The sequence below is a fragment of the Uliginosibacterium paludis genome (assembly GCF_039631355.1).
Classification (GTDB): Bacteria; Pseudomonadota; Gammaproteobacteria; order Burkholderiales; family Rhodocyclaceae; genus Uliginosibacterium; species Uliginosibacterium paludis.
Map to the genome: position 1 here is coordinate 276637 of NZ_JBDIVF010000003.1, position 19002 is coordinate 295638.

17 protein-coding genes are annotated in these 19002 nt (G+C 60.4%); 4 read left to right on the top strand and 13 right to left on the bottom strand.

Annotation, left to right across the window (positions count from 1 at the left end; translation table 11 throughout):
- Positions 1 to 43 precede the first annotated feature (43 nt).
- From ABDB87_RS10130 to ABDB87_RS10175, 10 genes are all read right to left on the bottom strand, one after another.
- Positions 44 to 1675 carry a tetratricopeptide repeat protein gene (locus tag ABDB87_RS10130; RefSeq protein ID WP_345926573.1) on the bottom strand — a complete coding sequence of 544 codons (1632 nt, stop codon included), beginning with the start codon at positions 1673 to 1675 and terminating at the stop codon, positions 44 to 46.
- Positions 1676 to 1794: 119 nt separating this feature from the next.
- Complete coding sequence (locus ABDB87_RS10135; RefSeq protein WP_345926575.1) at positions 1795 to 3924, bottom strand: S9 family peptidase; 2130 nt, start codon at positions 3922 to 3924, stop codon at positions 1795 to 1797.
- Complete coding sequence (locus ABDB87_RS10140; protein ID WP_345926577.1) at positions 3924 to 4823, bottom strand: pirin family protein; 900 nt, start codon at positions 4821 to 4823, stop codon at positions 3924 to 3926. The genes ABDB87_RS10135 and ABDB87_RS10140 overlap by 1 nt, the downstream gene beginning before the upstream one ends.
- Before the next feature lie 96 nt (positions 4824 to 4919).
- Positions 4920 to 6716 carry an aspartate--tRNA ligase gene (gene aspS / locus ABDB87_RS10145; protein ID WP_345926579.1) on the bottom strand — a complete coding sequence of 599 codons (1797 nt, stop codon included), beginning with the start codon at positions 6714 to 6716 and terminating at the stop codon, positions 4920 to 4922.
- Between the two features lie 66 nt (positions 6717 to 6782).
- Positions 6783 to 7382: a DUF502 domain-containing protein gene (locus tag ABDB87_RS10150; protein ID WP_345926581.1), complete on the bottom strand. Its 600-nt coding sequence runs from the start codon at positions 7380 to 7382 to the stop codon at positions 6783 to 6785.
- A gap of 15 nt (positions 7383 to 7397) precedes the next feature.
- Positions 7398 to 7649, bottom strand: coding sequence for an FmdB family zinc ribbon protein (locus ABDB87_RS10155; RefSeq protein ID WP_345926583.1), 252 nt, complete (start codon positions 7647 to 7649; stop codon positions 7398 to 7400).
- 124 nt (positions 7650 to 7773) lie between these two features.
- Entirely contained in the window at positions 7774 to 8622 is an 849-nt protein-coding gene (locus ABDB87_RS10160; protein ID WP_345926585.1) for a prepilin peptidase, read from the bottom strand.
- Between the two features lie 75 nt (positions 8623 to 8697).
- The gene (locus ABDB87_RS10165) at positions 8698 to 9936 is read right to left on the bottom strand and encodes a type II secretion system F family protein (protein ID WP_345926587.1); all 1239 of its coding nucleotides are present in this window, start codon (positions 9934 to 9936) and stop codon (positions 8698 to 8700) included.
- Positions 9937 to 9954: 18 nt separating this feature from the next.
- Positions 9955 to 11670 (bottom strand): type IV-A pilus assembly ATPase PilB, encoded by a 1716-nt coding sequence (gene pilB, locus ABDB87_RS10170; RefSeq protein WP_345926588.1) that lies wholly within the window; start codon positions 11668 to 11670, stop codon positions 9955 to 9957.
- A 148-nt stretch (positions 11671 to 11818) separates the two neighbouring features.
- Complete coding sequence (locus tag ABDB87_RS10175; RefSeq protein ID WP_345926589.1) at positions 11819 to 12631, bottom strand: cytochrome C assembly family protein; 813 nt, start codon at positions 12629 to 12631, stop codon at positions 11819 to 11821.
- A gap of 62 nt (positions 12632 to 12693) precedes the next feature.
- On the opposite strand from ABDB87_RS10175, the gene ffh reads away from it, so the two are divergent.
- On the top strand, positions 12694 to 14064 hold the full coding sequence (gene ffh, locus ABDB87_RS10180; protein WP_345926591.1) for a signal recognition particle protein: 1371 nt from the start codon (positions 12694 to 12696) through the stop codon (positions 14062 to 14064).
- A 172-nt stretch (positions 14065 to 14236) separates the two neighbouring features.
- Here the strand turns inward: ffh and ABDB87_RS10185 are convergent, their stop codons facing one another.
- On the bottom strand, positions 14237 to 14869 hold the full coding sequence (locus ABDB87_RS10185) for a c-type cytochrome (protein WP_345926593.1): 633 nt from the start codon (positions 14867 to 14869) through the stop codon (positions 14237 to 14239).
- A 112-nt stretch (positions 14870 to 14981) separates the two neighbouring features.
- Between ABDB87_RS10185 and yihA the strand changes: the two genes are divergently transcribed.
- From yihA to ABDB87_RS10200, 3 genes are all read left to right on the top strand, one after another.
- Positions 14982 to 15611: a ribosome biogenesis GTP-binding protein YihA/YsxC gene (yihA, locus tag ABDB87_RS10190; protein WP_345927289.1), complete on the top strand. Its 630-nt coding sequence runs from the start codon at positions 14982 to 14984 to the stop codon at positions 15609 to 15611.
- A gap of 274 nt (positions 15612 to 15885) precedes the next feature.
- Complete coding sequence (gene hemB / locus ABDB87_RS10195) at positions 15886 to 16887, top strand: porphobilinogen synthase (RefSeq protein ID WP_345926594.1); 1002 nt, start codon at positions 15886 to 15888, stop codon at positions 16885 to 16887.
- 16 nt (positions 16888 to 16903) lie between these two features.
- A complete protein-coding gene (locus ABDB87_RS10200; RefSeq protein WP_345926596.1) occupies positions 16904 to 17380 on the top strand; it encodes a GNAT family N-acetyltransferase in 477 nt (158 codons plus the stop codon).
- On the opposite strand, the gene ABDB87_RS10205 is transcribed toward ABDB87_RS10200, so the two are convergent.
- Together ABDB87_RS10205 and ABDB87_RS10210 are read right to left on the bottom strand one after the other, a co-directional pair.
- Positions 17366 to 18016 carry a pyrimidine 5'-nucleotidase gene (locus ABDB87_RS10205; RefSeq protein ID WP_345926598.1) on the bottom strand — a complete coding sequence of 217 codons (651 nt, stop codon included), beginning with the start codon at positions 18014 to 18016 and terminating at the stop codon, positions 17366 to 17368. The two genes, ABDB87_RS10200 and ABDB87_RS10205, sit on opposite strands and share 15 nt — an antisense overlap.
- Before the next feature lie 55 nt (positions 18017 to 18071).
- On the bottom strand, positions 18072 to 18950 hold the full coding sequence (locus ABDB87_RS10210) for a methyltransferase domain-containing protein (protein WP_345926600.1): 879 nt from the start codon (positions 18948 to 18950) through the stop codon (positions 18072 to 18074).
- Positions 18951 to 19002: the final 52 nt, after the last annotated feature.

Below are 19002 nucleotides of genomic sequence, written 5' to 3' on the forward strand. Positions count from 1 at the left end.
GCAGCGGCATGTTTCAGCTTGAGGCCCGTCTGCCTTGCCGGCCCTAACGTATCTGCTCGGGGCTGATGCCGTTTTTCTTCAGCAGCGCGTGGTAGTAATTGACCAGTGCGGCGAGGCGCCGGTTGCCGGGGTCTTCCTTGCGGACGCGGTCGATGAAGCGCTTGGCGTTGCGGGCGAAGTGTTCGTTCCAGCCGATGTTCTCGATGTGCTTGAGCAGTGCCAGCGCAGCATTGAATGCCACGTTCGTGTTGCCGGGCAGTTTTTCGGAGGCGTCGAGCATCTGGCGCACCGCACCGTCATAGTCGCCACTCTGGGCGAGCTGGGCGCCTTCCGTCATGATGCTGCGCACCTCGCTGCGGATGCGCTCGGCAAGCTGGTGGCCGAGTTCCGGCCGGCCAAGCTCGATCAGCATGTTCTTGATCGCCTCGACCGCGGCGTCGTCCGCTGCGTGGCGCATCACATCCATGATGACTTCGGCGGCCTTTTCGTCCTGCTTGTTCTCGATGCAGATGCGGGCAAGGTCTTTCTTGATCGACATCGAGGCGCCCAGGCGCGGGTCATTGAACTTGATGGCTTCGTTGAGGGCGGCGGCCGCCTTGTCGCTGTCTCCTGCATGCGTGGCCACCATTGCGTCAGACAGCGCCTTGCAAAGCGCCATCTTGGGCTGGCCGTCCATGCTCCGCTCCAGGTCGCGCACGGTGTTTGCGGCGCCCGCTGCGTCACCCGAGCCGAGCTGTGCCTTGACGAGCAGGACGTGATCTTCGGGATCGCGGAAGTCCGAATACTTGCCCTTGGCGACGACGGTATTGAGAACGCGTGTGGCCGTCGCCATGTCGCCCACCGCCGTCGAGACTTCACCCAGCTTGCGCAGGCGGCGGACCGTGTGAGGCGACACCTTCACCGCTGATTCGAGGGCTTCCTTGGCCTCGTCGAGCCTGCCGGCCGCCTCGCGGGTCCGGGCAAGCCAGTCGTAGGCATCCAGATACATTTCGTTTTCGGCCAGCAATTCTTTCAGATGCTCTTCTGCCGCACCGAACTGTTTCTGCATGTAGAGCGTCTTGGCCAGGCCCAGTTTCGCCCAGGGCACGGCCTTGGTATCGAGGACGCGATCGTAGACTTCCTGCGCCTCTGCCGCCTGGCCCGCCGAGATATGCAGTTCTGCCCGCAGACGGAGGAAATCGATCAGGTATTGCGGGTTTTCCGCTTCGCCCTTGCGGCAGGATTCGATGGCTTCCAGCGTGTTGCCGGCTTCGATCAGCTTGTAGGTCGGGATGAAGATGTCGCGCTTGGAGAGCGCGCGCGAGATCCGGCTCAGCAGCTTGTCAGCCGAGAAGGGTTTGAGGATGTAGTCGTTGGGGGCGAGTTCGGCGGCGCTGATGACCTTTTCATGCTGGCTCTCGCCGGTGATCATCAGGAAGAGGGTCGCCAGCGGGATCAGGTGGTGGTGGCGCAGGTCTTCAAGCAGATGCTGGCCGTCCTGACCGTCACCCAGATGGTACTCGCACAGCACGATGTCGAAGTTCTGGTCCCGCAGCTTGCGCACGGCGACGCCCGCCGACACCGCAAGCGCCAGCTTCGTGATGCCGCACAGGCCGAGCATGTTGCGCAGCTGGGTGCGCATGCCGGCGTTGGCGTCCACGATCAGGACCGAAATATCTTCGATTTTCTGGGGCATTGGCTGGCGCGCAGGCGTGGCTGTTGTCGCCATGTACGGCACGGGCGACGCTTTTCTTGAGGGCAGGGCTTTTCAGGATAGGCACCCGCCCCGGTCGATTCTCGCCCATGCCCCCAATGTCAGCCCAGACAGCAGAGCGCGAAGGCCAGCTGCCTGGCGCGCTCGCGCAGCGAGTCATAGCGGCCTGAAGCGCCGCCATGGCCCGCCTCCATGCTGGTAAGCAGCAGCAGGGGGTGTGGATCCTGTTTCATGCGGCGGAGTTTTGCCACGTATTTCGCAGGCTCCCAGACCATGACCTGCGTGTCATGCAGGCCGGCTTCGATCAGCATGGGCGGGTAGTCACGCGCTTGGATATTGTCATAGGGGGAGTAGGCCAGCATTCGGCGGTAATCGCGTGGCTTGCCCGGGTTTCCCCATTCCTCGTATTCGCCGACGGTCAGGGGCAGATCCGGGTCCAGCATGGTGGTGACGACATCCAGGAAGGGCACTTCCATGATCGCGGCACCGAAAAGCCCCGGTGCCATGTTGAGTGCGGCACCCACCAGCAGGCCGCCCGCACTGCCACCATTGGCGAGGATACGGCCCTCGCGGGTGTAGCCGCGCGCGGCCAGTGTGCGGGCGCAACTGATGTAATCGCTGAAACTGTTCCGCTTGCATTCGAGTTTGCCGGCCTCATGCCAGCGCTGACCCAGGTCGCCACCGCCGCGGACGTGGGCCAGCGCGAAAACCCAGCCGCGGTCGAGCAGCGAAAGTCGCGTTGCAGAAAACCAGGGGTCGTTGCAGATCCCGTAGGCGCCGTAACCATCAAGCCAGAGCGGGGCGGTGCCGTCGAGTGCAAGCCCCTTGCGGTAGACGAGCGAAACGGGAATCCGCGTGCCATCACTGGCTTCGGCATGGATGCGCTCGGAGCAGTAGTGCGCCGGATCGAAGCCTCCCAGTACCGGCTGGCGTTTGAGCAGGGTGGATTGTCGTGTGATGGGGTCGTAGTCGAAGACCGAATCGGGCGTCGTCATCGATTCGTAGGTATAACGAAGGATCGGCGTGTCCCACTCCGGAAGGTCTTCCAGATCGACGACGCAGGCAGGATCGCTGAACGCGACGGGGTGCGTTTCTCCGGTGGCGAAGCGGGTCACTGCGAGTCGGGGTACGCCGTCGAGGCGTTCAGTAGCGATCATCCAGTCGCGGTAGAGATCGATGCCTTCGAGCACAATCGATTCGCGATGGGGCAGGACTTCTTCCCATGGCGATTCGTCAGCGTCGGGACGTATGCCGAGGCGCGCGGTGCAAGGGGCGCGGAGCAGCCGGAAGTTGGGCCCGATGTCGTTGCTGCGGAGGTAGAGGTGCTCGCCATGGTGATCCACTTCGTATTCCACGCCGGCACGCCGTTTTTGCACCACGCGCCACCGGCCGCAGGGTAGCAACGCCGGAAGCACGCGCGCTTCGCTGGTGATGTGGCTGCTGCTGCTGGCCACGATAAAGCCGCGCGAGCGGGTCTTGAAAACCAGCAGATTGAAGCGCTCATCGGTTTCCTCGAAGAGCAGCGTCGGTGTTTTTTCACTCAGGTGCTGACGCCAGAGCGAGCAGGCGCGGCGCGTCCTGGGGTCTTCCGTGACGAAGAAGAGCGTGAGGCCCGTATCGCTCTCGTCTTCTGCCCAGGCAAGACTGACCACGCCCTGGCGAGTCAGACGAAGATTCCGACCCGTTTTCAGATCGCGCAGGCGCAGCCGATAGCTGCGTTGCCCGCGGGTGTCTTCCGTCCAGGCCAGATAGCGGCCGCTCGGGCTGATTTCATAGTCGCCCACTTCGTAGAAGGCCTTGCCAGTAGCCTCAAGGTTTTCGTCAAGCAGGATTTCTTCGGCCGAGTCTTCCCAGTTGCCCGGGCCGTCTGGAATGCGCTTGCGCAGATGAACCGGATACTGCGCCCCCTGCTCGGTGCGACTGAGGTACATCCATTTGCCATATTTCACCGGAACGGAAAGGTCCGTTTCCTGGATTCGCGCGAGCATTTCTTCATAGAGCGCGTTCTGCAAATCCTGGGTCGGAGCCAGGACCCCGGACGCATAGGCGTTCTCCGCCTCCAGGTGCGCAAGGAGTGCCCGCGAGCGAGGCTTGTTCATCCAGAAATAGTCATCCGTCCGGACATGGCCATGCTGCGTCAGGACTTTGGGTTTGCGCTCGGCAAGCGGCGCGGTGGCGCTCAGTTCGAAGCGGCAGGATGTTTTCTTGCGGTCGTCGTGGGCTGCAGACATCAGTTTCTCTGTTCTGGTTTGAGTGCAGGTGCGGGAATGCGATCGTGTTCGCCGGGGACTTCCGGGAATCTGCCGGCGTTCCAGTCTGCCGCTGCTTTTTCGATCCGCTCGCGCGAACTCGAGACGAAGTTCCACCACATGTACCGCGGACCGTCGAGCGGGGCGCCGCCCAGCAACATGACGCGGGCAGATTCCGTGGCGCGAAAGACAGGCGTGCTGCCTGGTGCGAGGACGACGAGACTGCCAGCCTGCAGCCTTTGGCCGTCCGACACCAGGGCGCCCTGCGCCACGTACACGGCGCGTTCTTCGACCTCCGCAGGAAACTCGAATATCGCCTCTGCACCGAGCTTGCCGGCGGCATAGAAGGTGCTGGAGGGTACGGCAACCGGTGAGCGGCGTGTGCCCCATTCACCAATCAGGAGATGCCAGTCTGCGCCGTCCTGTTGCCAAGCGGGCAGCGCGCTTTCAGGGTAGTGGCGAAAGGCCGGTTCGGCTTCCTGAAGGGGTTCTGGCAGAGCCAACCACATCTGGATGCCTTCCACTGCCTCATCCGCCGCACGTACATCCTCCGGGATGCGCTCGGAATGGCTGATGCCACGACCCGCACACATCCAGTTGACAGCGCCCGGCAGGATCCTCTGCACAACACCGAGACTGTCCCGGTGCATCATGGCGCCACTGAACAGATAGGTGAGTGTGCCCAGTCCGATGTGAGGGTGCGGCCGCACGTCGTTTTCCGTGCTGCCTGCCGGAAATCTGGCAGGGCCCATGTGGTCGAGAAAAACGAAGGGGCCGATGGAGCGCCGGGAGATCTGGGGAAGCAGACGGCGGACAGGAAAGCCGATGTCGCGTGTCTGTGCATTCAGGATCTGCAGTGCTTCGTTTTCTGCTGCCATCATGGCCTCCCGGTACTCTTGGGGATTGCCGGCATGGGGGCCGGAAGAATGAAAAAGGGCGGGCCTCAAGCCCGCCCCCGATTCTGCGTCAGACCGGATTTATTCCGCAGCACTTTCCGCCTTGGGCAGATTGCGCAGACGGATGTGCAGCTCGCGCAACTGCTTCTCGTCGACCGGGCTCGGGGCCTGCGTGAGCAGACACTGTGCGCGTTGCGTCTTGGGGAAGGCGATCACGTCGCGGATCGATTCGGCGCCGGTCATCATGGTCACGATGCGGTCCAGGCCGAAGGCGAGACCACCGTGCGGCGGCGCGCCATACTTCAGCGCGTCGAGCAGGAAGCCGAACTTCAGTTGCGCTTCTTCCTCGCCGATGCCGAGCGCCTTGAAGACCTTCTCCTGCACGTCGGCGCGGTGGATACGCACCGAGCCGCCGCCCAGTTCCCAGCCGTTCAATGCCAGATCGTAGGCCTTGGCGAGGCACTTGCCCGGATCGGTCTCCAGGAACTCGAGGTGCTCGTCCTTGGGCGAGGTGAAGGGGTGGTGACAGGCGACCCAGCGCTTGGCTTCCTCGTCGTAGTCGAACATCGGGAAGTCGATCACCCAGGCCGGCGCCCACTTGCGACCGTCGACATGCCCCTTCTCGTGGCCGATCTTGGTGCGCAGCGCGCCCAGGGCGTCGGACACGACCTTGGCCTTGTCGGCACCGAAGAAGATGAGGTCGCCGGACTGTGCGCCGGTGCGCTCCATGACGATCTTCAGGGAGGCTTCGGACAGGTTCTTGACGATGGGCGACTGCAGGCCTTCTTCGTTCAGCTTGGTGACGTCATTGACCTTGATGTAGGCCAGGCCTTTGGCACCGTAGATCTTCACGAACTCGGTGTAGCCGTCGATCTCACCGCGCGACAGTGCCGCACCGCCCGGGATGCGCAGTGCCGTGACACGGCAGCTCGGGTCGTTGGCAGCACCCGCGAACACCTTGAAGGCCACGTCCTTCATCGCGTCGGCAACGTCGACGAGTTCCAGCGTCACGCGCAGGTCGGGCTTGTCGGAGCCGTAGCGCGCCATGGCTTCCTGGTAGGTGATGCGCGGGAAGGGATTCGGCAGATCGACGTCGATGGCATCCTTGAACACGTGACGGATCAGGTTCTCCATGATCGCCGTGATCTCGCCCTCGTCGAGGAATGAGGTTTCCATATCGACCTGGGTGAACTCGGGCTGGCGATCGGCGCGCAGGTCCTCGTCACGGAAGCACTTGGTGATCTGGTAGTAGCGGTCGTAGCCGGCCACCATCAGCAACTGCTTGAAGAGCTGGGGAGACTGGGGCAGGGCAAAGAACTGACCGTCATGCACGCGGCTCGGCACGAGGTAGTCGCGTGCGCCTTCCGGCGTGCTCTTGGTCAGCATCGGGGTTTCGATGTCGATGAAACCGGCGTCATCCAGGAAACGACGGAAAGCACGCGCCGTCTTGTAACGCAGCAGCATGTTGCGCTGCATGGCAGGGCGACGGAGGTCAATGACGCGGTGCGTCAGACGGACGTTTTCGGACAGGTTTTCGTCGTCGAGCGGGAAAGGCGGCGTGACCGATGCATTCAGCACTTCTACTTCATGCGCCAGCACTTCGACTTCACCGGAGATGAGGTTGGCGTTGGTGGTGCCTTCCGGACGGCGACGGACCTTGCCTGTTACCCGCAGGCAGAATTCGTTGCGGACGCCTTCGGCAACCTTGAAAGTGTCGGCCCGATCGGGGTCGCACACCACCTGAACCAGACCTTCGCGGTCACGCAGATCAATGAAGATCACGCCACCGTGGTCACGACGACGGTGGGCCCAGCCAAAGAGGGTAACGGTCTGGTCAAGCAGAGCGGCAGAAACAAGGCCGCTATAGGTGGTACGCATCAATGATCTCCATGATCCGGTTTTGTATTGGATGACCGGCTTCTCGCGGGAAGCTCGGTCCGATGTTCAGTCGCGCACCGGCAGCGGGGCAACAGAACCCATCGAAATGATGTATTTGAGTGCCTCATCGACCGACATGTCGAGTTCCACGACATCCTTGCGATCCATCATGAGGAAAAAGCCCGATGTCGGGTTGGGCGTGGTCGGCACATAGACGCTGACTGCTTCGGCAGGGAGAAGGCTTGCGAGCTGACCGGCCGGCGTTCCGGTCTGGAACGCGATGGTCCAGCTTCCCTGACGAGGATATTGAACGAGGAGCGCTTTCCGGAAGGCTTGACCGCCCGGCCCCAGAAGAGTGTCTGAAACCTGTTTGACGCTCGAATAGATCTGCCTGACAACCGGAATCCTGTTGAGGATGCCTTCCCAGGTCCGCACGAGGCGCTGGCCAAAGAAGTTGCTGGTAGCCATGCCTGTGAGCATGACAACCAGAATCGTGACCAGCGTGCCGAACCCCCAGAGCTTGAATCCGATCAGATTGCTGGGTTGCCAGGCTTGCGGTAACAGCAGCAGTGACTGGTCAAGCGTATTGACCACTGCACTGAGCACCCAGACCGTCACGATCAGGGGAGCCCACACCAGCAGTCCTGTAATCAGGTATTTCTTCATGTGGCCAGACGGCGGTCAGTGACAGGCGCAGTTGTCTGCACAGGGCGGCGGCGGGGCGTCCGGCGCTGCAGGGCAGGATGCTGAGCTACCCTTGAAGTCGGTTGCATACCAGCCACTGCCCTTGAGTTGGAAGCCTGCTGCAGTCAGCTGCTTGGCGTAAGTCTTGCTGCCACATGCCGGGCAGCTTTCAATGGGTGCATCACTGTGCTTCTGAAGGTGATCCTTCTTGTGGCCGCAGTCACCACAACGGTATTCATAGATGGGCATATCGTTCTCCTGAGCCGGTGATTCTATCTCATTGGCGGCGCACCAAAAACAGCGGAGTTGCGTGCGCTGTCAAAGGTTGCCGCCCGGAGCGGAAATCAGGGCAAGAACGAAAAGTTCAAGCCCCTCACACCGGAAGAAAAACTGAAATCAGGCTGCTTCCGGAGAACAGCGAAATGACTCCCGCTGCTGCCAGATAGGGGCCGAACGGGATGGGCGTCTCCCTGGCGTGCTTGGCGAACACCATGAGCGAAATCCCGACAATAGCGCCCACGACCGACGAAAGCAGGATCACTGCCGGCAGGACTTGCCAGCCAAGAAAAGCCCCGATGGCGGCCAGAAGCTTGAAGTCACCGTAACCCATTCCTTCCTTGCCCGTGACCAGCTTGAACAGCCAGAAAACCGACCAGAGCGAGAGATAGCCTGCCATGGCACCGATTACGGCACTTTCAAGGGTCGTGAAAACGCCTTGAACGTTGAAGGCGAGACCCAGCCACAGGAGTGGCAGGGTAATGTCGTCAGGGAGCAGATAAGTGTCCAGATCGATGAAGGTCAGGGCAATCAGCGACCACACCATGATCAGCGCTCCGGCTGTTGCAAGGCTTGGCCCGAATTTCCATGCAACCGCGACTGACAGGGCTGCACTGAGACATTCGATGATCGGATAGCGGGGGCTGATGGCAGCCTTGCAGTGGTTGCATTTGCCTCGCAAAACCAGATAGCTCACAAGCGGAATGTTCTCCAGGGCGGTGATCTGGTGCCCGCAGTGAGGACAGCGCGAGCGGGGGGTAGACAAGGTAAGCGGTGCGTGCGCAGCAGAATCTTCTCCCCGCATTTCAGCTGCTTCCGCCTCCCAGCGGCGCTCGAGCATCTTGGGCAATCGATGGATCACCACATTGAGGAAACTGCCTACACAAAGGCCAACGATTCCGCATGCGAAAGCCAGATTGATCGGAGTGTTCAGAAGTTCGAACATGAAAGTGAAATAGCCTGCTGAATGAAAAGAGCGGCGCCTGGGCGCCGCGTGACGGATCAGATAGCCTGTTGGTGTTTAGACAACCTGGCCGAGTTTGAAGATCGGGAGGTACATTGCGACGACCATGCCGCCAATAACCGTACCGAGAAATACGATGATGATCGGCTCAAGCAACTGTGAGAGACCTGCGACAAGGTCATCGACTTCACGTTCGAAAAAGTCGGCAACTTTTCCGCACATGCTGTCCAACTGGCCGGACTCCTCCCCGATGGAGACCATCTGAACCACCATTGCAGGAAAAACTTGGGAGCCTTGCATGGCTACAGTCAGACTTGTGCCGGTAGCGACCTCATTCTGAATGTTTTTTGTAGCGACTTTATAAATGTGATTTCCAGATGCCCCGGCTACGGAGTCCAGTGCCTCGACAAGCGGCACGCCCGCGGCAAACATCGTTGATAGAGTTCGAGTCCAGCGTGCGATGCTGCCTTTGCGAAGGATGTCTCCAACGACGGGGAGTTGGAGACTCATTCTGTCTATTGAAGCTTGCATCGCTGGCGAGCGCTTGTACGCAAACACAAATCCTACAATTGCGGCGATCAGCGCAAGCAGTATGAAAAAGCCATTTTCAACAAAAAAGTCGGAGAGAGCCATCACAAATAGTGTTGGGGCAGGGAGATCGGCTCCAAAGCTGGTAAAGACCTTTTTAAACTCCGGAATGACGAAAATCATCATGACAGCGGTAACGGCACCGGCGACAACGAGCACCGAGATAGGGTAAAACATGGCCGACTTCAATTTACTTTTCAGGGCGAGCATCTTTTCCTGATAAATCGCAATTCGGTCCAGCAGGTTTTCCAGCGCGCCTGATTGCTCGCCGGCAGCAACAAGATTGCAGTAGAGCGCATCAAAGTGAGCGGGATGCTTTCTTAAGGCGTTTGCGAGATTGGTCCCCGTTTCAATGTCGCTGCGAATATCGTTCAAAAGACGACCGAGCGCTGCATTTGATGTGCCTTTTATCGCGATATCGAATGATTGGAGTAGCGGCACTCCTGCTCGCATCATTGTGGCCAACTGCCTGGTAAATATTGCTATATCTTTTTGTTTGACCTTGCTGCCTCGGCCAAATGAGCGTCTTTTGATTTTTGTGACTGCTATGCCTTGCCTACGCAACGTGGCTTGCACGACATTTTCCGTCTGGGCGCGAAGTTCGCCGCGAACGATTTTTCCTGACTTGTCTTTTCCCTCCCAGACAAACAGGTTTTCCTGTTGTTGTGCCGTGGCGGGACGTCGTACGGTGCGGGCTGCAGTTGCCATGTTCGTTTTCCGGTGCGTTTATTCGTTTGTACTGGCCAGAACTTCTGTCAGGGAGGTCAGCCCCTGCTTGACCTTTCTCAGGCCTGATTGGCGCAGGTCACTGATGCCTTCCAGTTGTGCTTGCGCCGCAATATCCATCGAGTTGCCACCCGACATGATGATGCGCTGGATCTCGTCAGTGATCGGCATGACCTGGTAGATGCCGACCCGGCCCTTGTATCCCGAGCCCTTGCAGCGATCACAGCCGCCGGGGCCGTAAGCCTGCCAGCTTCCGTCCAGGTCGGACTCGCTGAAGCCCGCCTCGATCAGGGCTTCAAGGGGAATGTCGAGCGGTTTCTTGCAGCTGCAAAGACGTCGGGCAAGGCGCTGTGCCGTGATCAGGATGACTGAAGACGCAATGTTGAATGGGGCTACACCCATATTGCGGAGACGTTCCAGGGTCGTTGGGGCGTCATTCGTGTGCAGTGTCGACAGCACCATGTGGCCGGTCTGTGCTGCCTTGATCGAAATCTCGGCCGTCTCCAAGTCCCGGATTTCACCCACCATGATGACGTCGGGATCCTGGCGCAGGAAGGCCTTGAGCGACACGGCGAAGGTCAGCCCGGCCTTGTCGTTCATTGAAACCTGATTGATGCCTGGAAGATTGATTTCTGCAGGATCTTCAGCCGTCGAGATATTGACGCCCGGCTTGTTGAGGATGTTCAGACAGGTATAGAGCGAAACGGTTTTGCCCGAGCCGGTTGGTCCGGTGACCAGCACCATGCCGTATGGGCGCTCGATGGCGTCCAGAAGCGCGGCTTTCTGGTCTGGATCGTAGCCTAGTGCGTCGATCCCTAGCATGGCACTGCTTGGGTCCAGGATCCGCATGACGATTTTTTCGCCATGCAGTGTGGGAAGCGTTGAAACCCGAAAATCGATCGCCTTGTTTTTTGACAGGACGAGCTTCATCCGCCCATCCTGCGGAACGCGTTTCTCGGATATGTCGAGACGGGAAATCACCTTGATCCGCGCCGCGATTTTTTCTTTCAGCGCCAGCGGCGGCTGCGAGATTTCCCTGAGGATGCCGTCGGTTCGGAAACGGATCCGGTAGTACTTTTCGTAGGGCTCGAAATGGATGTCGGAAGCGCCTTCGTTGATGGCGTCGACGAGCATTTTCTGGATGAAGCGCACGACGGGCGCATCATCGACTTCCGCTGCGCCGGCGTCGGACACCGCTTCCTCAGGGTTTGCCTCGGACAGGGTGTCCAGGTCGAAGTCGTCCGTGGTTGAAAGATTGGACAGCGCAGAAGACAGCGACTCGGTGAGCTTGGCAAGCAGGCGCCCCAGCTTATCCACTTCGACCACAACGGGGTCGACGGCGAGGCCTGTCTGAAACCGGATTTCATCCAGCGCACGAAGGTTACTGGGGTCCGGGAGGGCAACGAAGATCCTGTTGCCGCGTTTTGAGAGGCCTATGACCTGATGTTTCGCCATCAGCTTGGCGTCAATGGCGTCCTTGGCAACATAGCTTTCGTCATAGGACGCGAGATCCAGCCAGGGGTAGCCGAAAGTTGTTGCGCAGAAGGACGCAAGGTCGGCAGCCTTGATGAAGCCCTTCTGAACCACTTCGGCGGCAAAGCCACCCGGAGAGTTTCCAGAGGCTGAGCAGGCCAGCGCATCAGCTTCGCTCAGAAGCTTGTGCTGAATCAGTGCTCTGGCCAGACCACTCAGTGCCGATTGCGGGGAAGTTGCCATTTTTTTATGAATTTAAAGCCGGTCAAACAACGGGTTAAAGCTGATACTTCATGTTGGCTTGGAATTCATGCAATTGTAAACCCTCGAGGGTTTTCATATCCGGCAGATGGAGCGCCTCCCGTCAGTCCGTCGGGGCCACCGGTGCCTCCTAGATGCTGCGGTTCAGGATGTATTCGAGGACAAATCTCGAGCCCGCGTAAGCAAGCAGGAGGCAGGCGAACCCCGCGAGAAGCCAGTGCGTCGCTGTCTTTCCGCGCCAGCCACGATGCCAGCGCCCGGCCAGCAGGATCGCGAACAGCAGCCACGATGCGATTCCGAAAACCGCCTTGTGCGTCAAAGTGAAGGGTTTTCCGAAAATCTGCTCCGAAAACAACACCCCGGAAGCAACAGTCAATGTCAGAAAAGTAAAGGCGGTGCTGATCAACCGGAACAGCAGGCGTTCAAGCGTGAGCAGCGGCGGGAGTGCGTGCTCGATGCTGACTGAAGTGCGTCCGTGCAAATGACGTTCTGCTGCGGCGATCAGCAGTGCATGAAAGACCGCGAGAGTGAATAGGCTGTAGGCCAGCATCGCGACCACAACATGCATTCGAAATGCCCAGTTTCCAGCATCCAGGGTGTGAGGGTGGCCCGGGCTCAGGATCGGAAGCACCACAAAGACGGCAGATGCTATCGATACGACGGAGAGCAGTGGCTTGATTGGACGCACCAGGCTCTCCAGACTGTAGAAGAGCATGGCCAGCCAGAGGGTGAGCGACAGGGCGATGGAAAGTCCGAAGTGGAATTCGCCGTCTCCCAGCATCACCTCACCCAGGGCAAAGGCATGGCTGCACAAGGCCGTGAATAGCAGCAGGGCTGCTATGTGCCTGCCGTCGGAGTGGCGTGCTCCAGTCCGAGGGAGGCTGAAAACCGCAAGCGCCACATAAAACGTGGCCGGAAGCAGATGCAGTAGAATGAGAGACATTCATCCAGTTTAACGCCCAACAGAACCGGCGCAAACCCGGTTCCTGCCAACGAAACTCCGTAATGCTCGATAACCTTACAAACCGATTTGCTCAGGTCGTCAAGACACTGCGTGGCCAGGCCCGCCTGACCGAAGACAATATTGCCGACATGTTGCGCGAAGTGCGCATGGCTTTGCTTGAAGCCGATGTGGCACTGCCTGTTGTCAAGGAACTGATCGCCCGGATCAAGGAAAAGGCACTCGGGCAAGAGGTTGTCGGTTCGCTGACGCCAGGGCAGGCGCTTGTCGGCGTGGTGCAGGACGAGCTCGCAGCCATCATGGGAGGCGCCCAGTCCGGCCTCAACTTTGCAACCCAGCCTCCTGCCGTAATGCTCATGGCTGGTCTTCAGGGGGCGGGCAAGACCACTACTGTTGGCAAGCTGGCGAAATACCTGAAGGAAAAGCACCGCAAGAAGGTGCTGACGGTGTCATGCGACGTCTATCGTCCAGCGGCGATCGCCCAGCTTGAGACGGTGACAGGGCAGGCCGGCGCGGAATTCTTCCCGTCGTCGTCGGACCAGAAGCCCGTTGATATTGCGCTGGCTGCCATCGATTACGCGAAGCGTCACTATTTTGACGTGCTGCTTGTTGATACCGCTGGCCGCATCACGATCGACGAACAGATGATGGCTGAAATCAAGCAGCTTCAGACCAGCATCAAACCCATCGAGACGCTGTTTGTTGTGGATGCCATGTTGGGGCAGGATGCTGTCAATACCGCGCGTGCATTCAACGAGGCGCTTTCGCTGACCGGCGTTGTGCTCACCAAGCTGGATGGTGATTCACGTGGTGGTGCGGCGCTCTCCGTTCGTCATGTGACCGGGGCGCCGATCAAGTTCACTGGCGTAGGCGAGAAGCTGACGGGGCTTGACGAGTTTCATCCGGATCGCATGGCCAGCCGTATTCTGGGCATGGGAGACATCCTGTCCCTTGTGGAGGAAGCTCGCACGGCCGTCGATGAAAAAGCGGCTCGCGACCTTGCTGACAAACTGCGCAAGGGAAAGGGCTTCGATCTGAATGACTTCAAGGATCAGATGGCACAGATGCGCAAGATGGGCGGGCTGTCCAGCCTGATGGATAAGATGCCGGCCCAGATTGCGCAGGCTGCCTCCCAGATGCAGGCCGGCGCGCCTGAAAAAGCCATGGCCCGGGTTGAAGGCATCATCAATTCGATGACGCCTGCCGAACGTTCGAATCCCGATCTCATCAAGGCTTCGCGCAAGCGGCGCATTGCGGCGGGGGCAGGGGTTCAGGTTCAGGAGGTGAATCGCCTGCTGAATCAGTTCGAGCAGATGCAGAAAATGATGAAGCAGTTTTCCGGCGGCGGGATGGCCAAGCTCATGCGGAGCATGGGAGGTCTGAAGGGCCTCAAGGGCATGATGCCGAGGATGTAGTTCCTGCTTCAGGCTGCGTGAGCCGCGTACCCGATTGAATGCCGCTCATTGAGCGGCATTTTGTTTTTATTCGTGCTGCAAAGACCCGCCCGTGAGCATTAAAAATGCCGCGCAGCCAAGGCTGGGCGGCATGGAGCTTCTTGCACTGCCTGATTTCAGGCAGGTCTGGACGTCAGCGCAGGCCTGCAGCGTAGTCGGAAACCGCCTTGATTTCCGCATCGGTCAGACGTGATGCGAATCCGCGCATCATGCTGTTGGGGTCATTGGCGCGCTCGCCGCTCCGGAATGCTTTCAGCTGAGCTTCGATGTAGTCGGCATACTGGCCGGAGACTTGCGGATATTGCGCCGGCATTCCCCGGCCCGAGGGGCCATGGCAGCCCGCACAGGCCGGAACGCCCGTTGCTGCGTTACCCGAGCGCCAGAGTTTCCGACCCGCTTCCATTGATGCCATGTTCTTGGCGAACTCCGGCTTGAGTTTCTGCTGCGAAAAATACTTGGCCAGTCCTTTCATGTCAGCATCCGTGAGGGTTGCGACCATCGGCGCCATCGAGGCATTGACACGCTCAGCCGGCTTGCCTTCGGCGGCCTTGAAATTGTGGAGTTGCTTGAGCAGGTATTGCTCATGCTGACCGGCGATCTTGGGGAAGGTCGGCGCAGCCGAGTTGCCATCGGCTCCGTGGCAGGCGGCGCAGACGGTTTCCGCGATCTGTTTCGCACGTGCCGAATCGGGTTGGGGAGCGCCTGCCTGAGCGAAAACGCTGCTGGCAGTCAGGGCAAGTGTCAGGACGGAAATGCGCGCGATCATCGTCACCTCTCGGGGCGTGGCGTTCTTGAATCCTGATATTCTATACCGACACAGACCGTTTCGACCTCAGGGTTTCTGCGCTTGTGTGTTCCTCACACCTTATGGTTTTCCCATGTCTCTTTTTCACGCAGCACGCTTCGAAATTTCCATTGCCCGTCCGCAGGATCTTCCGCCTTCAATGGGGGCTGAAATCGCCTTTGCCGGGCGCTCGAATGCAGGCAAATCCAGTGCGATCAACACACTCGTCGGGCATACCCGGTTGGCATTTGTCAGCAAGACGCCCGGCCGTACCCAGCTGATCAATATTTTCCGGATGAACAACGGCGCTGCCCTGGTTGATCTGCCCGGCTATGGCTACGCAAAAGTACCGGAGGCGATCCGCAAGCAATGGGTCAAGCTGCTGGAAAACTACCTGACCCAGCGTGACAGCCTGATTGGCCTGATCCTCATCATGGATTCCCGTCACCCCCTCACGCCGCTTGATCAGCAGATGCTGGGCTGGTTTGCGCCAACGGGCCGCCCGGTGCACGTGCTGCTGACGAAGTCCGACAAGCTGACCCGCGGGCCTGCTGCGCAGACGCTTGCGCGCGTGCGAAAAGAGCTCGCGGCCTGGGGGCCGAACATTACCGTCCAGCTGTTTTCAAGCCTGAAGAAAACGGGCGTCGACGACGTCGAGAAGATCGTAGGGAGCTGGTTGGGGCTGGGTGCGCAGGGAGCAGCGGAAGAAGCGGAGCCCTCCTGAAAAACAAACCCCGGTGCGTGTATGCACACCGGGGCGAAATGACCTGCATGACCCGGGGGAGTTCATCCAGGTTCCCGCTCAGGGAGGTGAAGCGGGAGATAGCTTGCGCTACCTGGCTCTAAGAACGGCAACTGCCGGCAAAGGTTCAGATCTCAATTGTAAATTTCTGTAAATTGATGGCTTCCCTTGAGTTCAGTTTCGTGAGGCGCGCCGGAAGGGCGATTTGTCCGTGACTGATATCTTGAGGGAGGCGCTTGAACAGGACGATCCAATCATGACCCAGTCTTCATTTCCGGCCTGCCGCCCGCGCCGCATGCGGCGTGACGAGTTTTCCCGTCGGCTGATGCGTGAGTCCAGGCTCTCGACCGATGATCTGATCTATCCCGTGTTCGTACTCGAGGGAGATCAGCGCCGTGAAGTGGTGGCGTCCATGCCGGGCGTTTCCAGGGTATCGATCGATTTGCTGCTGGAGCTGGCCGCCGAGGCTGTTGAACTGGGTGTTCCGGCGCTGGCGCTGTTTCCAGTCATCGAGTCCGGCAAGACGGACGGCGCGGAAGAAGCATGGAATCCGGACGGGCTGGTTCCACGTACCGTGCGGGCACTCAAGGCGCGTTTTCCTGCGCTGGGCGTGATTACCGATGTGGCGCTGGATCCGTATACCTCCCATGGTCAGGATGGTCTGACTGACGCGTCCGGCTATGTGCTGAACGACGAGACCCTGGCGGCACTCGAGAAACAGGCCTTGTGTCACGCTCGTGCCGGTGCGGATGTGGTGGCGCCCTCAGACATGATGGACGGTCGGGTAGGGCGGATCCGGGCGGCACTTGAGGCGGAAGGCCTGATCCACACGCGGATTCTGGCGTATTCCGCCAAATATGCGTCGGCCTTCTATGGTCCGTTCCGCGATGCCGTGGGCTCATCAGGCAATCTCGGCAAGGGCAACAAGTACAGCTATCAGATGGATCCGGCCAACACCGACGAGGCGCTTCGCGAGGTGCGGCAAGACATAGCCGAAGGTGCCGACATGTTCATGGTCAAGCCCGGCATGCCGTACCTCGACATTGTCCGCAGGGTGAAGCACGAGCTTGAGGTGCCGACTTTCGTTTATCAGGTCAGCGGCGAGTACGCGATGCTCAAGGCTGCTGCCGCCAACGGCTGGCTGGCCGAGGAAGCGGTTTTCATGGAATCCCTGCTGGCCTTCAAGCGTGCAGGGGCGGACGGCATCCTGACCTATTACGCGCTCGAGGCGGCACGCCTCCTCAAGCGTGACGCCTGAGCTCCGCATCCGGCCGATGCGGAACTCGGATCTCGCATCGGTGCACAGGATCCAGTGCAGCCGCTATCCCGTGGCCTGCCATGAGCCGCAGGTGGCGCTCCAGAGCCGGCTGGAGGCCGCACCGGCGTTCTGCTTTGTTGCGGAGCACCAAGGCCGGACTCTGGCCTATGTGCTGGCGCATCCCTGGCGAGGTCCTGCTCCCCGGCTTCATGAGCGCCTGGCCGCGTGTGACGAGCCAGACCATGTTTTTCTCCACGATTTGTGCGTATCCATCGAGGCGCAAGGCCTGGCTTGCGGACGCGCGCTTTTCGGCGCAGTGGAGGCCGCTGCGCGTCTTCGTGCGCATGAGCGCATCCGCATCGTGGCGCTGGAACAGGCCGAGGGTTTCTGGTCGCGCCTCGGATTCCAGGACGAGCATCAGCCGGCCGGTGAGGGCTATGGCAGGGCGCGACTGATGGCCCGGGACGTTTCGAAGGCTTCAGCGCCGACCTGAGGCGCTTGCGGGAGGCGCCTTGAGCGCACGCGCACTGCGTAGCTGAGCATCCACCCAGACGGGGCGAGGCTGACTGCCCGGGGTGATCCAGACCGTGCGCATGCCCAGCCGCTTGGCGGGAAGCAGGTTCTTAGCGGTGTCCTCAACCATGATGCAGTCGGACGCGCGTACACGCAGATGGCGGAGTACGCACTGATAACCGACGACGGCGGGTTTGGGCTGGTAGCGGAGATCTTCGACGGCGAAGCTTCCGTCCATGACGCGATCCAGCCCTGATAGCCGGAGAATGGCATCGACATAACTGCGTGGCGCGTTCGAGAAAATGTATTTGCGTCCGGGAAGTTTGCGCAGGTGGCGCAGCAGCGCCTTGTCGAAAACCAGCATGCTGGCCAGATCCGTGAATCGGTGCGTGGCCTCGAGGAAGTCTCCAGGCCGGACCTTGTGGTGCCTGACCATGCCGTGCAGCGTGGCGCCGTATCGCGTCCAGTAGTGGCCACGCAAGGCGTGAGCGTCCTCGATGCTCAATGAGAGTCGTTCCGCCATGTAGGCCGTCATGGCGTTGTTGATGTGCGGAAAGATGTGTCGTCCCGCGTCATGCAGGGTGTTGTCGAGGTCGAACAGCCAGACGGGTTTCATCGGAAGAGGGGGTGCGCAGCGAAGCCCTGATTGTACTGGCAGGCTGCGGCCGGCTTCAGCTCTCGCGTGAGCGGAAGCGGATGATCGCTCGGCCGTCGTCGATGGTTTTGGGTTCGGGCTTCCAGGCATGTCCGAAGACGACTTCCAGCGTGGCCGGGATCCGTCCCGCCTGGCGCAGTGCGTCGAGTCTCGCGCACGCATCCGCCCAGGCGCGCCGGCCCGTGAGGCCACGTGGGCGTGTGCGGGACGCCGAGCTGCTGGCGCTGGCCCGCAACTCGGCAAACAGGCTGCGGGCATCCGGATAGGTCAGCGTGAGGGTCTGCATGTCCATGACCGGGTCGGAAAAACCGGCCTTGACCAGGCAGTCCCCGATGTCGTGCATGTCGATGAAGCGATGCACCCGTGCGCCGAGGGGCCCCGGCAGGGCGTCGCGCAGCTCGCGCAAGGTGTCCGGGCCGAGGGTGGAGAACATCAGCAGGCCATCGACGGCCAGCACGCGATGCGCTTCCCTCAGGGCATCGGCCGGATCGCTCAGCCAGTTGAGCAGCAGGTTGCTCCAGACCAGATGCACGCTGTCGCGCGCAAGCGGGAGCTGTGCGGCATCTCCGCAGATCAGCGCCGGACCTTCGTCACGACGCAGCACCCGCTGCAGGAAGGATCTCTGCGGGCGGGCCAGTTGCAGCAGGGGCAAGGCGTTGTCGAGCGCCAGACGCCTTGCGTCCGGGTAGCGCTCGGCGAGCATTGCCTGGTCCGGGCCATGGCCGCTGCCCAGATCAAGGATGAGGCCGGGCGCGAGCCGGATGTAGTCGAGGCGCTCGGCCATTCGTGACGAGATTTCCCGGGCGACGAAATCATGCTTGCTGACCGACTGGGCCGCCGCCGAAAAGCGACGACGGATCAGGGCGTGGTCAAGCGAGAAGTCTTCTGCGGACATGGTGAGGCGTAGGTGTGATCGGGGCGTAGGGTGTGGCCCGAGTGTAGCGCAC

Coding starts and splice junctions, on each gene's coding strand:
- ABDB87_RS10130 (WP_345926573.1), bottom strand. CDS start 1,675: ATGCCCCAGAAAATCGAAGATATTTCGGTCCTGATCGTGGACGCCAAC.
- ABDB87_RS10135 (WP_345926575.1), bottom strand. CDS start 3,924: ATGTCTGCAGCCCACGACGACCGCAAGAAAACATCCTGCCGCTTCGAA.
- ABDB87_RS10140 (WP_345926577.1), bottom strand. CDS start 4,823: ATGATGGCAGCAGAAAACGAAGCACTGCAGATCCTGAATGCACAGACA.
- aspS (WP_345926579.1), bottom strand. CDS start 6,716: ATGCGTACCACCTATAGCGGCCTTGTTTCTGCCGCTCTGCTTGACCAG.
- ABDB87_RS10150 (WP_345926581.1), bottom strand. CDS start 7,382: ATGAAGAAATACCTGATTACAGGACTGCTGGTGTGGGCTCCCCTGATC.
- ABDB87_RS10155 (WP_345926583.1), bottom strand. CDS start 7,649: ATGCCCATCTATGAATACCGTTGTGGTGACTGCGGCCACAAGAAGGAT.
- ABDB87_RS10160 (WP_345926585.1), bottom strand. CDS start 8,622: ATGTTCGAACTTCTGAACACTCCGATCAATCTGGCTTTCGCATGCGGA.
- ABDB87_RS10165 (WP_345926587.1), bottom strand. CDS start 9,936: ATGGCAACTGCAGCCCGCACCGTACGACGTCCCGCCACGGCACAACAA.
- pilB (WP_345926588.1), bottom strand. CDS start 11,670: ATGGCAACTTCCCCGCAATCGGCACTGAGTGGTCTGGCCAGAGCACTG.
- ABDB87_RS10175 (WP_345926589.1), bottom strand. CDS start 12,631: ATGTCTCTCATTCTACTGCATCTGCTTCCGGCCACGTTTTATGTGGCG.
- ffh (WP_345926591.1), top strand. CDS start 12,694: ATGCTCGATAACCTTACAAACCGATTTGCTCAGGTCGTCAAGACACTG.
- ABDB87_RS10185 (WP_345926593.1), bottom strand. CDS start 14,869: ATGATCGCGCGCATTTCCGTCCTGACACTTGCCCTGACTGCCAGCAGC.
- yihA (WP_345927289.1), top strand. CDS start 14,982: ATGTCTCTTTTTCACGCAGCACGCTTCGAAATTTCCATTGCCCGTCCG.
- hemB (WP_345926594.1), top strand. CDS start 15,886: ATGACCCAGTCTTCATTTCCGGCCTGCCGCCCGCGCCGCATGCGGCGT.
- ABDB87_RS10200 (WP_345926596.1), top strand. CDS start 16,904: ATGCGGAACTCGGATCTCGCATCGGTGCACAGGATCCAGTGCAGCCGC.
- ABDB87_RS10205 (WP_345926598.1), bottom strand. CDS start 18,016: ATGAAACCCGTCTGGCTGTTCGACCTCGACAACACCCTGCATGACGCG.
- ABDB87_RS10210 (WP_345926600.1), bottom strand. CDS start 18,950: ATGTCCGCAGAAGACTTCTCGCTTGACCACGCCCTGATCCGTCGTCGC.